Annotated in this window: 15 protein-coding genes and 1 pseudogene; 5 read left to right on the plus strand and 11 right to left on the minus strand. The window is 43.0% G+C overall.

Features of this window, described 5'->3' with window-relative positions:
* Positions 1–32 precede the first annotated feature (32 nt).
* Complete coding sequence (locus ACN5NT_RS16960; RefSeq protein ID WP_419176209.1) at positions 33–1,061, minus strand: threonine aldolase family protein; 1,029 nt, start codon at positions 1,059–1,061, stop codon at positions 33–35.
* Positions 1,062–1,315: 254 nt separating this feature from the next.
* Here ACN5NT_RS16960 and ACN5NT_RS16965 point away from each other — a divergent pair, with 254 nt between their 5' ends.
* The 5 genes from ACN5NT_RS16965 (at position 1,316) to ACN5NT_RS16985 (ending at position 6,668) form a co-directional block, all read left to right on the plus strand.
* A complete protein-coding gene (locus ACN5NT_RS16965) occupies positions 1,316–1,726 on the plus strand; it encodes a DUF4345 domain-containing protein (RefSeq protein WP_136798154.1) in 411 nt (136 codons plus the stop codon).
* Between the two features lie 208 nt (positions 1,727–1,934).
* Positions 1,935–2,939, plus strand: a complete 1,005-nt coding sequence (locus ACN5NT_RS16970) for an extracellular solute-binding protein (protein ID WP_419176210.1) — start codon at positions 1,935–1,937, stop codon at positions 2,937–2,939.
* Positions 2,940–2,950: 11 nt separating this feature from the next.
* Positions 2,951–4,591: an ABC transporter permease gene (locus tag ACN5NT_RS16975; RefSeq protein WP_419176211.1), complete on the plus strand. Its 1,641-nt coding sequence runs from the start codon at positions 2,951–2,953 to the stop codon at positions 4,589–4,591.
* Positions 4,592–4,593: 2 nt separating this feature from the next.
* Positions 4,594–5,658 (plus strand): ABC transporter ATP-binding protein, encoded by a 1,065-nt coding sequence (locus tag ACN5NT_RS16980; protein ID WP_419176212.1) that lies wholly within the window; start codon positions 4,594–4,596, stop codon positions 5,656–5,658.
* A 251-nt stretch (positions 5,659–5,909) separates the two neighbouring features.
* On the plus strand, positions 5,910–6,668 hold the full coding sequence (locus ACN5NT_RS16985; RefSeq protein ID WP_419176213.1) for an ion transporter: 759 nt from the start codon (positions 5,910–5,912) through the stop codon (positions 6,666–6,668).
* A gap of 261 nt (positions 6,669–6,929) precedes the next feature.
* Here the strand turns inward: ACN5NT_RS16985 and ACN5NT_RS16990 are convergent, their stop codons facing one another.
* From ACN5NT_RS16990 to ACN5NT_RS17035, 10 genes and pseudogenes are all read right to left on the minus strand, one after another.
* Positions 6,930–7,271, minus strand: coding sequence for an IscA/HesB family protein (locus ACN5NT_RS16990; protein WP_136798149.1), 342 nt, complete (start codon positions 7,269–7,271; stop codon positions 6,930–6,932).
* Between the two features lie 309 nt (positions 7,272–7,580).
* Positions 7,581–8,183 carry a glutathione S-transferase N-terminal domain-containing protein gene (locus ACN5NT_RS16995; protein ID WP_419176214.1) on the minus strand — a complete coding sequence of 201 codons (603 nt, stop codon included), beginning with the start codon at positions 8,181–8,183 and terminating at the stop codon, positions 7,581–7,583.
* Positions 8,184–8,679: 496 nt separating this feature from the next.
* Positions 8,680–9,117, minus strand: coding sequence for a ribose 5-phosphate isomerase B (gene rpiB / locus ACN5NT_RS17000; protein ID WP_419176215.1), 438 nt, complete (start codon positions 9,115–9,117; stop codon positions 8,680–8,682).
* 248 nt (positions 9,118–9,365) lie between these two features.
* A pseudogene (locus ACN5NT_RS17005) lies at positions 9,366–9,533 on the minus strand (YciI family protein); the annotation flags it as partial.
* A gap of 178 nt (positions 9,534–9,711) precedes the next feature.
* Positions 9,712–9,876, minus strand: coding sequence for a YqaE/Pmp3 family membrane protein (locus ACN5NT_RS17010; RefSeq protein WP_419176216.1), 165 nt, complete (start codon positions 9,874–9,876; stop codon positions 9,712–9,714).
* 402 nt (positions 9,877–10,278) lie between these two features.
* Positions 10,279–10,776 (minus strand): SHOCT domain-containing protein, encoded by a 498-nt coding sequence (locus ACN5NT_RS17015; RefSeq protein ID WP_419176217.1) that lies wholly within the window; start codon positions 10,774–10,776, stop codon positions 10,279–10,281.
* A gap of 98 nt (positions 10,777–10,874) precedes the next feature.
* Positions 10,875–12,914, minus strand: a complete 2,040-nt coding sequence (locus ACN5NT_RS17020) for a hypothetical protein (protein ID WP_419176218.1) — start codon at positions 12,912–12,914, stop codon at positions 10,875–10,877.
* Between the two features lie 86 nt (positions 12,915–13,000).
* The gene (locus tag ACN5NT_RS17025; RefSeq protein ID WP_419176219.1) at positions 13,001–13,699 is read right to left on the minus strand and encodes a hypothetical protein; all 699 of its coding nucleotides are present in this window, start codon (positions 13,697–13,699) and stop codon (positions 13,001–13,003) included.
* 162 nt (positions 13,700–13,861) lie between these two features.
* Entirely contained in the window at positions 13,862–14,488 is a 627-nt protein-coding gene (locus ACN5NT_RS17030) for an HNH endonuclease (protein WP_419176220.1), read from the minus strand.
* Between the two features lie 2 nt (positions 14,489–14,490).
* Positions 14,491–14,877 (minus strand): hypothetical protein, encoded by a 387-nt coding sequence (locus tag ACN5NT_RS17035; protein WP_419176221.1) that lies wholly within the window; start codon positions 14,875–14,877, stop codon positions 14,491–14,493.
* Between the last annotated feature and the right edge of the window lie 183 nt (positions 14,878–15,060).

The following is a 15,060-nucleotide window of genomic DNA, read 5'->3' on the forward strand; positions in this document are numbered from 1 at the left end:
ATCATGGCATAACCTTTGGATAACATATTTCCTCAATTCGCCACTGCCTCTCTGTACGCCTCAATAAATTTGACGACAGCTTCCCTCGGAGTTGCCCATGAAGTCACCAGGCGCACTGCAGAACTTGCCTCATCTATCCTGGCCCAGACATAAAACTCAAAATCCCCGGACAACTGGTCGATTACCTTATTCTCGAAAATAGGAAAGATCTGGTTGGTTGGAGATTCGATCCAGAACCTGCAACCAGCCTGAGACAACTCCCGTACCATAAGCTGCGCCATCTCATTGGCGTGGGCCGATAGTTCAAAGTAAAGATTATCTTTAAACAGCTCCTCAAACTGGACGCCAAGCACCCGGCCTTTGGCAAGCAAACCGCCACGTTGCTTGATCAGGTAGCGGAGGTCGCGGCGAAGATCAGGATTGCGCACAACAAGCGCTTCGCCAAGCAAAGCACCTGTCTTGGTGCCACCTACAAAAAAGGCGTCCGTCAACTGATACATATCAGCCATGGTAAGGCCACCATCAGCCACCAGAGCCGTACCCAGACGGGCACCATCCACATAGAGCAGCAGTTCATTTTCCAGACAGAAACGCTGCAGTTCGGCCAGTTCTTTTTTTGAGTAAATTGTGCCAATCTCAGTAGGATTAGAGATATAGACCAGCCGCGGTTTCACCATATGCTCAAAGTGGTGTTCAAAAAGTACCGGCTCGATCATCTGTCTGGTCAGCTTGCCATTCGGTGCGTCTACCGCCAGCAGCTTATGCCCGGTCGCCTCAATGGCCCCCGTTTCGTGGGTGGCGATGTGTCCCGATCTGGCGCAGATACACGCCTCATGCGGTCGAAGAAATGAGCTGATAGCGATCAGGTTCGTCTGGGTGCCACCTGAGAGCAGATGAATATCAGCGTTTTCATCCGCTACCTGACTCCTCAACAGCGCAATCGCCCGCTCTGTATGGCAGTCCAACCCATATCCTTCCTCCTGGCTGAGATTGCTCTCGACCAGAGCTTGGAGAATTTCCGGGTGGGCGCCTTCACTGTAATCATTTTTAAAACTGTACATTGAATCTGTCCTTGCTCGTGTCTGTTACTCTTTCCCTTCTCTTGCTCGATATACAAATTCATCACAAACGAGCAGCACATTATTGGTAAATCAGCCCAATAGTCAACACCATTCTTCATCCAAGCAGCCAACAGCAGGCCCAACACACCAGCCTCTGTTCGGCTTTTTGGCAAATGATTTGAACTCGCATATAATAAGTTTGAAATCAAAAAGGATTGCCTGGCTCCCCCCTCGCTCTCCCCTATGAGGAACACATGCAATTAAAGAAGGCCCTGCTTATTCTGGCTTTTGGTACCATCCTTATCATCGGTATGCTCTACGGCATCTCACCCAGCTGGTTTCTGACTACTTTCTCTACAGCTTCAGAACCTGCCAGTATAGATCAAACCCATATTTTACGAGCGGTAATGATGCTCTACATCGCACTCGGGCTATTTTGGCTCTATGCTGCTTTTTCTGATAGATACCGTGATATCGGGATCGTCATTCTGGCAATATTCTGTGGGGGACTCGTCGCCGGCAGGATACTGAGCGTAGTTATCGATGGCCCCCCCTCACCACTGTTTGTGCTCTATATTTTCATGGAACTCGCCCTGATACCGATCTGCATCTGGCTGCTCAAAAAAGATGGCCAGCTCCCACCTCCAGACAAAAATCGTAACTAAAAAAGAACAGCCTGTAACAATTCGGAATACCTACAATAACGAACAAAGGTGACCACCTGTCTCACATATGTTTTTAGGTGCCCCTTAAAATTGCCATTGACAGGTCTTGCTTAATATTTTAGTCTCCCCGAAATTTAACATGTAAGCCTAAGAGGCTAATTGACTATCTCTAACATATTGTACATTTTTCTACCAAAGAGGATTACAGATGAAAATCAAAGCACTTCTCGCAGGTTTGGCAATGAGCATGGTTCTTCCTGCAGCCAACGCACTTGCCCAGGATGAAATCGTTGTCTACTCCGCCCGCAATGAACACCTGATCAAACCAATTTTTGAAAAGTACACGGAAAAGACCGGGGTAAAGGTGAAATATATCACCGACGACGCTGGTGTTCTGCTGGAAAAGCTTAAAGCCGAAGGGACGCGAACCCCTGCAGATATATACCTTACAGTAGATGCCGGCAACCTCTGGCAAGCTGCAGAATCAGGTGTACTCCAATCCCTTGAGTCTGAAGAGTTAAACACTAATGTTCCTGCCAATCTGCGCGATCCTGAAAACAGATGGTTCGGACTGTCGGTACGTGCCAGAACCATCGTCTACAACACCAACGCAGATGTTGCCGATAAACTCGAAAGTTATGAAGGGCTCGCCGACGAAAACTGGAAAGGCAGGTTGGTGCTGCGTACCTCGAAAAAAGTTTACAACCAGTCCCTGGTAGCCTCCCTTATCGCAAGCCATGGAGAAGAGAAAGCTGAGACCATTGTCGAGGGTTGGGTAAGCAACCTGGCTACTGCACCTTTTTCCAACGATACCAAAGCGCTTGAAGCCGTTGCGGCAGGCATCGGTGACGCGACAATTGTAAACACCTATTACCTCGGTCGCCTGATGAAGCAGAAACCTGAACTTCCGCTGGCGATATTCTGGCCAAACCAGAAAACAGATGGCGTTCACATGAATGTGAGTGGCGCTGGCCTCACCGCCCATGCCAAAAACAAGGGCGAGGCAATCAAGCTGCTCGAATGGCTTTCCGGCCCTGAAGCCCAGGTCGATTTTGCCGGCCTGAACATGGAATATCCTGTTAATGATTCTGTCGCCCTTGAACCGCTGGTTCAGAGCTGGGGCAGCTTCAAAGGTAATCCGCTGAACATTTCTGTCTACGGCGAATTGCAGACAGATGCGATCAAATTGATGGATAGAGCTCAATATAAATAGTCGCATCCGTAATGACAAAACCACACCTCCTCTTAACGTTCCGTACCTTCCGGCCGGACGGCTGGCAGCTTGCTGCCTGCCTTCTGGCCGCTCTTGTTGCTGTTCCGGTCGCAGTCATTTTTGCCTCACTCCTGCATCCGGAAAAAGAGATATGGGCCCATCTGGGCCAGACTGTCCTTGCCTCGCTGCTCACCAACACCTTCTGGCTCTGCAGCGGGGTCATGATCTGCACCACCCTGCTCGGAGTTTCACTGGGCTGGCTCACCGGTGCCTGCTCATTTCCCGGGCGTTCATTTTTTACCTGGGCGCTCACCCTGCCCATGGCCATACCCGCCTACGTAATGGCCTTTATCTTTGTGGGTGTTATGGATTTTACCGGCCCCTTTCAAACCCTGCTGAGAACGCTGCCCGGCTTTGAGCGAACAATTATCGAAGTACGAACAACGCCATTTATCGTACTGGTAATGAGCCTCACCCTCTATCCATACGTCTACCTGCTCAGCCGCTCCGCCTTTATGAGTCAGGGCAATAAGCTGATGGAAGCAGCAAGGACCCTTGGACTGAGCCCATGGGCCGCCTTCTTCAGAGTCGCCCTGCCCATGGCTCGCCCCTGGATCGCCAGCGGACTTGCCCTGGTGCTGATGGAAACGCTTGCTGACTTTGGCGCCGTCTCTATCTTCAACTTCGACACCTTTACCACCGCAATCTACAAGGCCTGGTTTGGTTTCTTCTCCATTCAAGCGGCAGCACAGCTGGCCTCAATACTGGTCCTGTTCGCTATGATGCTGGTACTTGTTGAAGCGCTCTACCGCTCACGCATGCGCTACCATGGCAGTGCCAGAGGGGGCAGCGCCCAGACCCGGATCAGGCTCACCGGAGCAAGAGCTGTGACTGCAACCCTCTTTTGCTTCTTCATCGTTGCCGTTGCCTTCATTCTACCTGTTCTGCAACTGATTATATGGGTTATAGAAGCTGCCGGTAATAACAGTCTGCCCAATTACAACTCTGAGGTTAGCCGAACTCTACTGCTTGGTATAGTCGCCGCCCTGCTTACCTGTAGTGCGGCATTGCTGCTCTCCTATGTAAAGAGGACATCACCAACCAGAGCAAACAGCTTACTCTGTAAGTTCGCTACCATAGGCTATGCCCTGCCCGGGACTGTGCTTGCGGTGGGTATTTTTCTGCCAATCGCCTGGCTGGATAATCATCTGCAAAATCTGATGGAGGTGATGTTTACCATCGAAACAGGCCCTATCCTGCATGGTACCCTGCTGGTAATGCTTCTGGCGTATATGATTCGCTTTATGGCTCCTGGATTTGGCTCCATAGACAGTTCCATGCAGGCCATCAGCCCAAGCCTGGATGAGGCCGCCTCAATATACGGCGTCAGGGGATTTAAACTTATCTCATCAGTCCATCTCCCCCTCTTGAAAAAAGGAATTCTAACCGGATTTATTCTGGTTATAGTCGATGTGGTCAAGGAGATGCCAATTACTCTCATGACCCGACCTTTCGGCTGGGACACTCTGGCTGTGAAAATATATGAACTGACCAGTGAAGCAGAATGGGAACGTGCGGCTCTTCCCGCACTTTATCTGATCTTCGCCTCGATCATCCCGGTAATACTGCTCATTCGTCAATCGGAGAAGTAATTATGAAAAACAATCACCCGCTCCTGTCGGTGGAACAGGTCTGCAAATCTTTCGGAAACAAGCAGGTTGCCAGGAATATCTCCTTTTCATTGCAAAAAGGTGAGATCGGTTGCTTGCTCGGGCCAAGTGGCTGCGGAAAAACAACACTCTTACGCGTGATTGCAGGTTTTGAGTCAATCCAGAGTGGTACTGTCTGTATTGACAGCACAATCGTTTCCAGCAGCACCCGAAACGAAGCACCGGAAAATCGTTCTATCGGTATGGTTTTTCAGGATTATGCTCTGTTTCCTCATCTCTCTGTCAGTGACAATGTCGGCTTCGGCATCAACAAAATGCCAAGGAATGAACGTCACAAACGAGTCGGTGAATTACTCACCCTTGTCGGACTCGAAGAGGTGGCAAACAATTACCCTCACGAAATCTCTGGCGGCCAGCAACAGCGCGTCGCACTGGCCCGGGCACTCGCACCAAAACCGGAATTACTGCTGCTTGACGAACCATTCTCAAATCTTGATGCATTACTTCGAGAACGGCTAACAGTTGAAGTTCGTGATATCCTCAAGAAACTTGGGACAACCGCACTGCTAGTCACCCATAACCAGCACGAAGCGTTTTCAGTTGCCGATAAAATAGGGGTACTCTTTGACGGGACCATGCAGCAATGGGATAATGCCCACTCAATCTATCACAAACCCGCAAGCCTTGAGGTGGCCAGGTTTGTAGGGGAAGGAACGCTTATAGACGGCAAAGTCACTTCAACCGGGAAAATTCAAACAGCATTGGGCCCGCTTGAAGGTCATTTCTCTATTCCCTGCGAACCCGGTTGCAGCGTTGATCTGTTGATCCGCCCTGAGGATATTCTTCATATTGAAGATAATTGCCTTAAAGCTACGATTTTAAAAAAATCCTTTCGTGGCCCCAACATTGTCTACCTGTTGCAACTCGCGTCGGGAGAGAAATGCCAGGCACTGGTTTCCAGCCATCATGACCACAGGATTGGCGAAAGGATCGGAATCCAGCCCGAAGTTGACAACCTGATCGTTTTTCCAAAGAGCTGTCAGCTTTAATCGCATAATAACCTGAGAAAATCATATATCAACACCTCGACAGGCCAGAACTCCTGACAGGAAAACCGGCCTGTTGCCTACCACCTTCTATCGACGGCATAGCCTGTCAATCCTCCTTGACGACCCGTTCGTCGTTTCCGCAGCGGTTAATCACTTGCATTTTCACAATCAACACTATATTTTGACGCGCTTTACCCAACACTGCACCCAGGACATCCGCCATCTTTCATTGCAAGCCCAAAAACCGCCCCATGAAATTCAAGCAGATTATTGAGGAAAACGAATCCAGGCACGGTCGTAATTTTGATCTGTTCATCCAGTTCACCATTGTCCTCTCGCTCGTCTCATTCGCAGCAGCAACACTCCCTGATATCACGCCTGAGACGAGGGAGTTACTGAAAATTATTGAGCTGATCAGTATTTTCATTTTTACCGCAGAATATGTGGCAAGAATATATGTTGCTGACAAAAAGCTCCGATTCATTTTCAGCTTTTATGGATTAATTGATCTTTTCGCTATTCTGCCTTTTTACCTTGCTACGACAGTCGACCTGAGAGCAATACGAATCCTGCGACTGATGCGACTGTTTCGCGCCTTCAAGCTACTCAGGTACTCCAGGGCTATTCAACGGTTGCACAGTGCCCTGAAAATAGCCAGGGAAGAGCTGCTCCTTTTCTCCGTGGTAGCTGGTATGGCGATTTTTTTCGCTGCTGTTGGGATTTACTATTTCGAGAACGAAGCGCAGCCGGAGGAGTTTGCCTCTGTATTTCATAGTTTGTGGTGGGCTGTGGCAACACTCACCACAGTTGGCTATGGAGATGTTTACCCGATCACCGCAGGAGGTAAGGTCTTTACCTTTTTCGTATTGATGGTCGGCCTGGGAATTGTTTCGGTACCTACCGGACTGATAGCTTCTGCCCTGTCATCCGCCCGTGAACTTGAAAGAAGGCAGCCAGGCTCTCAAAATGAGCAAAACGCTGCTTGCCAGCTGAACGAGACACCAGATTAACCTGAAGAACGAACTCAACCACACTTTTTTTATTTCTTGTCCATTGGACTGATCACACCGAAAGACGTAATTCAAGGTAATCCACTACTGTTGCCGCTTAATGAAAGATTTACCGGGCTCCTCACTCTGTGATATGTGTCTCACCCTTTCAGCCAGCCCATAAAAAAAGCACCAGAACCAGCCTGTAAGGTGGTCCTGATGCTTCTAGGTCAATACAGGAAATGTTGTCCTGCTAATCCGCATTCGCCTAACGTTCACAAATCAACAACCACACCCTTCAGATCCGCAGGAACCGGAGTTGCAGCCACCACCGCCTCCCGGCAATGGATTGGTTGAACGAACACTGAAGCCTGATTGAGATGCAGCAGTAATGTAATCAACAGTAATTGTGCCGCACATATCGAGAAGGCTGCTATCAACCAGAAAAACAAGCCCGCCCTGATTAAATATCTGATCTTCCTTTTTCATCTCATCGAGCGCCAGAACCAAAGCCGGTCCTGCACAACCGCCCTGTGACATAAACACGCGCAAACTTGAGCTGATATTATTTGCCTGCATATACTCAACCAACTTTTCACTCGCCAAATCGGTAACGTTCAGCATAGGTACCTCCCGGGAAATGTGTTTTCGGACCATACCCTTTTAATCAGGGTGCATTACCGGCTGTTACTACAAACATCATGAGTTTTCTGCGAAACAGCACATTAAAGAAAGTTAAAGGAATAATATGAAAATCGCCAATACGATGTATAGAAAGTTACGCTGGCTTTTGCCGTTTGTCAGATTCATAAATAGTACCAGAGGATTATGATTGTTCCCTGGTAAAAACGTCACCACCAACCTGCTGTTGGAAAAAATCTGCCTTTAATGTGACTCTTGAGCCCAACAAAGCTGACTGTCAACGGGCTACCGTCAGGCCATATTTTTCCAGCCTCTTGCCCTGGCTATCGCCGCCTTCAGCATGTCCCAGTCCAACAGACTCTGCTGATATTCCCCAGCCTTCCCCGGTAGAGAAATATTATAACCTTCGAGTCGATAGGCCATGATAGCATAAAACACATCCACCATCCCGGCCCTGTCAAACATAAATGGCAATCTGGCCCCGGTGAAAATGGCTTCCAGTCGTAGGAGTTCCCGCTCCATCCCTGCTGATTGGCGCATTATCCCCTTACCTGCGGAAGAAAATGGACATCCCTCTCTGAGAACAGGAAATCCGGAGTGCAGTTCAGCACATAGGCTTCTGGCTCTGGCCCTTTCCCGACGGTCTACCGGGTACAATATCCCGCCCGACAGCTCGTTCAGGTACTCACCAATAGCCAGGGAGTCATGTATTTGTATTTCAACGGTATCAAGTACCGGTACCAAACCTGTCTCAGAATGTTTCCGTAGCTCGACCTTATAACCGGGAGCACCCAGTTGAATTACCTGTTCTTCAAACTGAACCCCCACCAGATGTGCACACATCCAAGCCCGTAATGACCAGGTGGACTCGGTACCACAGATCAACCTGAACATAGGTATTTTACCCTCCAACCTGCATTTCCCATAAACATTGTATTGTTTGTCTGAACTGGTACAAATTTCGGACTAACGATGGTATTTCTGTCTGGCAGAACCTTATGAACCACGGGACTGGAGCGAGTGTACACTCTGAACCTCATGCCATGACAACATCATATTATGCGAATTCAAATAGATAGAGACTAATCCTAGCATCTTTTATCAAGGTCGCACAATAGAGTTTTGTCTACAGGAACAAAAAGACAGGCTTTGCCATATTCGATTTACCCCTGTGAACTCCGGCCAGGCTCAATACTTGGTTACGTGGGAAAGAATTACTTCTGCACTGAAGGAACTATTTTTTTTTTTCACACAGCCCGGTGAAAACAAATCTGTCTCCCGGCTGAAAAAGGAAAGATTTGTTATCCAGCATGGGCCACACCACCCAGGTTGAGAATAACAACCCGACTGGCGGATATCGGTACCGTTCCGAGATCATGATATCAGTGAGTCACTGACTCACTGACTCAATTTTCTTTATTCTCAGCAAATGCCTGCCTCCTTGAAATTGCGAAATCAACCAGGTCCTGACAATCTCTATAGCTTCGCCCTCTTCCACCATACGAGCGCCAATAGAAATCATATTCGCATTATTATGTTCCTTGGTCAGTCTGGCACTCTCCACATTCCAACACAACCCACATCGTATGCCCTGAACTTTATTGGCCACCATTGCCTCACCGTTGCCACTGCCACCAAAGACTATCCCCAGATCACACTGGCATCTGGCCACACTCTCCGCTGCAGGTCTGCAATAATCCGGATAATCAGAAGACTTGTCATCGTGCGCACCAAAGTCATAAACCTCATATCCGCTGTTTAGCAGGTATTTCTTTATAGTCTCCTTTAAATGAAATCCTGCGTGGTCTGTACCTAATGCTATTTTCATGGAAACCTTTAAAAAGTGTGTATGATAGATTACAGAGCTCGGTCAACCCTGGGATACAAGTGGTTTACCTGTGATCAACTTGGCCTATATCGGTGTAACCTCTGCAAATTGTTGTGTCTACTTTTGTTTGAGAGGCAACACCGACGAGGGGTCTGTCGGAGAATTGCAATTTTGGGTCAAATCATACAGTACACTGGTTCCGCAAACGCCTTGTCCCACCCCTTCAGGCAATATGAGCGAAATCCTGCTTAATAATACTGATGATTTTCCACAAGTTCCTGAGCTCTTGCAAAATGCTCGACTTCAAGCACCCACAAACCACCAACATATTTACCACCATCTTCATCACGAGGACCGTCAGCAATAACAATCTCTTGTAAATGTTTTTCAAGATATTCAAGGTGATCCTGACCATACTGCTTTCGATGTTCTCACATTCGGTTCGTGTCAGTACCTATACATACCAGTCTCATGGCGGGTGCCTTTCTGTTGACTGATACACATAGTTCACCCTCACAATCCACAGGAAGGGTGAACTACGCTTGAATCGTTATGTGGGTGATTTTTTCATTCTCAGACTTTTCTACAATATAGCTATTTATTTTTTGCCACCACCCAGACGGCATGAACTATACCCGGAATATATCCAAGCAAAGTCAATAGTATATTTATCCAGAAATGTTTCCCTATACCAACTTGAAAAAATACTCCAAGAGGTGGAAGGATAATAGCAAATATTATTTTTACCAATTCATTCATTTCTCGCTCCTTTTCATGTACACACAATAATGTCAGGTTTAGTTGAGTGCCTGTCTTAAAAAAGACAACGCACATTGAAATATCCGTTATGTTTTCATATAATTATTACGCGTCATTACCAGTCCCATTGTTGGACGTATATGTACAGCTGCGTCACATCATCATTTACACATTGTTCCTCTTCAATCAGCCTAACCCATACATTCCCAGCATATGTTTTTTAGTTCAAGTAGCCTAAAAGTTTTGTCGAATGTAAACACGCCAAAAGCCATTGCCTATTTCCTCTAAGCCAACCGACGTTAGGATAATGGACAATGAATCTACCAAGGCTTTCATTATGCCAATTCGTTTCATTACCCCGAGCTTAAGGTTGTCCGCGTTTAATGATTTGTTAAATAATTTTTATTCTAATATTTTTCTTTTTTCTGCTTCGAATTCATTTTTAGTTAAAGCCCCAACGTCTAGCAATTCTTTTAATTTCTTTAAATCATCGTATTTATCGTTTTTTGAATAATTTGATATTGTATTTGAATGATTTTTATCAACACATGCAAATATTATTTCGATTCGAGGGAAGTTCCCCATTACATATGGAGGCTTCGCAGTATGTTCGGAAATGGTTAGCATTTTTTTTGTAGAGTCTATATTTTGACAAAATTCATTTGCTCTAGCAGTTGCTGCCCTCCTAATGCCAGATGTCCCGCTAAACCCAGTGGATGCTTGATGAAATATTCTATATTTTTCTCCAGGTATACTATCTTCATTTTGATAGAAATCTTGTCCCTTGTATACAGCATTTTTTAAATGAGACTCACTTTCATTTGCTTTCTCAATTGGAGACATGCTTGCACAACCAGACAAAAGTAATAGAGTAGGTATTATAATTAGTACTTTTTTCATAACGAATAACTGAATTAGCTGTTAATATTTAACGGTAAGCTCACCGGCGCGGATCTCCGCGTCCGTGTGTAGCGTTTTGTTGGGCTAATATTTAATGATCAAATCGATAATTTTTCAGAAGCGAATGATTCTGTGTACATTTTGTAGAGTTTGTAGTTATCTAGCGCGTAAGTTTTTCTTATTAGTTTTTTCTTTTTCAGTTTAACTCCTGAATCAATTTCTACCATACTTTCAAATCTAGGGGCATAAAGGGAATCGGAAATAATATAATCAGTCAAATCTTGTGGAGCGAATTTGTTGCTTTTCCAAATTTTAATAGTTTCCACTTTTTTATGGGTATTATCACCTTTTATGCGACTGAGACCAATACTTCCTTCGTCAATAATATTACATAACTCGTGTATCGGTCTTACTTTATGACCACTCTCCTGCCAACCTGAGAACATTCTGTTACCCATCGCAATACAAGTTGTCACCTTAACATCTTCAAGATCGACACCGTCAATCAGGCCACTCAAATAAGATCTGAATTTAGGGTTAGTTAATAATTCTTGAATTCTGGTTAATTGATTGCTCGCCTTCTTGATATAATCATAACTTGTTCGAAGTTCGAAAGGAGAACACGGATGCAATGAGTTTTTGCATTCAAAAATAAAGAGGGAGTTATCAATAATCGCTAGAACGTCAATGTCTCCATTTTGGTTTTTCCATTTATACTTCAAATCTCTATAAACTATTGATGACTGGCGCTTTAAACTTTCGGACAATACTAGCCCTACAGGATCAACATCAGATTCAGAATCAAAGCGAAAACGAGTTGTTTGTAAAGCATTTCGAACTAAATTCGACTTTGCTATTAATGCTAATGGAGTAACTGACCATTTGCCAATATTGATGATAGGACTATATTGAAGATCAAAGATTTGATCTGAAGTTGAATCCCAAGATAATAATTCAATTAAAGATTCAGACTTCTCTTTTCCAAACAACTCTTCCAGTATGTTTTTAAACTCAAGACTGCTGAAGACAGGTATTATAGATTCCAATAGCAAATTTGACTCTCGTAAATCACAATCATCAATAAAGGTTTCAAAGCTCCAGTGTAGTAATCGTATAAACCTTTGGAATTTAACAATATCTAGGATTGTCAAATTGTTGTAGATATTTACAGTTAGGATTTGGTCTTCTGAAATCAAAAGTTCTTTTGAGTGAGCAGATAACTCTGCCATTTCTTCATTAAATAGTGAGTCTTGCGTAATCATCCCTTTAAATAAGTCTATGATAGGAATGCTCATCACTATACGTTTTACAGGATGAGTTTCTATTTTAAATATTTTATCCTTCAGTCTTCTGGAAAATTTTTTTGAAAAGTCGAATATTGAAACCCCTGTTTGTTGAGATAGACTTTTGTAATAATCTCCAATCATTTGGATTTCACTATTAATATATCCAATTTTTCTAGATTTCTCAAATATTACATTTGGTGATTCAATATATACTTCCGATTTGTTTCTTCTGGCAATGTAATTAAAATTATCAACCATCAACTCGCATTTTTTTAAATATAGCAATTTAGACAAGTCAGAAAGTGTATTAAGATAAACTCCTTTCTTGATAGCTTTGGTGTCTATACGTGTTTGATTTAACTCAAATGAATCAAACTTATTGCTAAACAAATAATAATAATAAGAAAAAGCTTCGGATAATTCCTCTGCAGACCAATCTTTGTGGGTTGTTTTAACAGTTGACCCGTTCTCTACATTGCCTTCCCAAAACAATAGTTCTACGGAAATTATAAAAGATTTTAAATCGTTTATAGAAATACTTCTATATAGCTTTTTAAAGACACTTCGAGCTGTAAATGCGAAATGTACTAGAGAAAGTACAGATTCAAGATAAACTATTTCTTCTTCTTTAAGAGATATTGTAGCTTGCATTTGAAGTGCGCTTTTAACAACGTCTGCAATCACTTCTGCTCTAAATTCATATTTTGAAGCTCGAAAAAGCCCCTTTTTTCTAACTTGATTTATGGACTTACTAGAGTTGTTTGATAGTGCATTTTGAAAAATAGAAATAGCCGCTATTGAATCTCTTTGCTTTATAGCATTTTCTAAATCTAGAACAAAAATATCTGACATGGTTTTGATTGCCCAACGTGGAGTTGAGGGGCGCGCGCCTTTTGCGCGTCCCTCTCTAACGAATTGTTATGTTACCTTTGTTTTTTTTACGCTTTAAACAAACGAATTAATTTAATTAAGTCATTTTCAACTTCATTAACATTTTCATAATCTTTCATTACAACACTTACAGGCAACTCAATATCATCTTGAAAAATGTATACAAAGCACATATATCCATTATCAGATTTTATGGATATTTTACAAATTGTATCAAAATAATCATTTTTTACTAATAAGATTTTACTATAACCACCCTTGGTTATTCCAATCGATTTCAAGATTATATTTTGAAGAATTTCTACATTTCTGTTCCTGTTGTTAAAGATGGAAATGTCGCCTGATGTCTGGTTAATAATATTTAAACGATCCTGGAGATCAAAGTAATTTATAGACTGCCCTGCTATAGTTTTTTGTGAGCCTTGCAATAGGTAGGGAGTATGAAATATAATAGCTTTACCTTTCGGCATTTTTAGCTGAATTATCTTCTCACTTCTCTCTATTTGATCTGCTCCAAATTCAAACAAATTAATTTTGACATCATAAAATTTTTCATACGTATCAGGATTGCGGAATACTGTATTAACATATTGTTCTTCTGGCACACAGTTAACATAACTACGAAATTCATCATTATAGTTGAAATGCCATAGCCAAACAAACAAGATACATGGATAGAAATACCAAAAAATGCCTAGTAAAGAGCAGCTTAAAAACAACCATTTAGAATGTTTGACTAATTTCATTTTTAATGATCTGGTTGATTCCATGTACTGTACTGATCACATAACGTGGAGTTAAGGGGCACCAAAAGTTGCTAGTATATCGCTACTTGATATAGAGAAATACCATCAAAGATTGAATATTGAAAATACCGTAACCTTTTGGGGTCCCTCTTAAACGCTTTGTTAAGTGATTTTATTTATTTTCTTTTTAAGAGATTTTATAGTTAACGGGGGATTAGCTCTATGGAGCATTCTGTGACAGTTAGAACAAACCAAAGCTAAATCGCTAATTTTTGTTTTTTCATTACCATCAAGTTTTGAAACGGGTATTTTGTGATGCGCTTCAATAAAACCAGTGCCAATTGAACCATAAATTTCTTGAAAATTTAAACTGCAAACATCACATTCAAGTTTACCAGTTTCGGCCAATCTTTTCACTTTAGCCTTTTTAGGTATAGTGCCATCTCGTTCAAGTTTTCTGTGAATTCGGAATGTTTTTCTTCCCTCTGGCGAAGCTGACTCATCATCTTCATTTACAATAGTTTCTTCAGCCTCTAGGCGACGATCAATTATCGTATAGCCTCTTCTTATAAAGTAATTTTTGGCCTCTACAGCATTAAAATTATCTGAAGGATATTCATCTCCTGAGGCGAATTTTGCAGCCAGAGAAATAATATACTTAGGCGGATATCTTTTGCCTTCAAGTAAAAGGTCATAATGAACAGAACATCTTCCTTTTGGAACACCCCTACGGTCCACTTGATCTGCTGCAGACATATAATGTTGATCAGAGAGATTGTGGGGAATCATATTTATTTTACCTTTACTTTTTCTAATTGAAATACATAAGCTAACTCACCATGTCTACCTGATTTCTTCTCAGCCTTCATAATATTTTCTTTTCGATTAGAGCCACCTATGCAACGGAAGTAACCTACGAAATTGTACTTTTTGCATTCATTACTATCTTTTACAAAAACAGGAAATATTGTTTCTGGTTGAGAAATCAGCTTTTCTGCCTTTCTTTTAACACCAGGTTTATTTCCTGCTTGGATTTCATAAGGGCAATCAGGATTCATTTTTTTATTAAAACATCCTGCCAATATTATATTATTCTTCGATGGCAGATAGTTTTGCAATTCTCCGCCAACACTATTTTGGATTTCTGTTCTTGTATACTCTTTATTTTTGTCGAACATATTTTCCTTTGAACACTTAACGTGAAGTTGTGGGGCGCGCGCCTTTTGCGCGTCCCTACTAACGCCTGGTTATGCCAATTTTTTATAATTTTTGAATATAAATATATCTGATTACCCCTCATCCTCAGCAAACTTTAAAATACGCTGAGGCATTGGCTTAGTAACTGCGGAATATCGAATAAG

Origin of the sequence: Desulfosediminicola sp. (genome assembly GCF_048381775.1) — a bacterium.
GTDB lineage: Bacteria > Desulfobacterota > Desulfobulbia > Desulfobulbales > Desulfocapsaceae > Desulfopila > Desulfopila ganghwensis.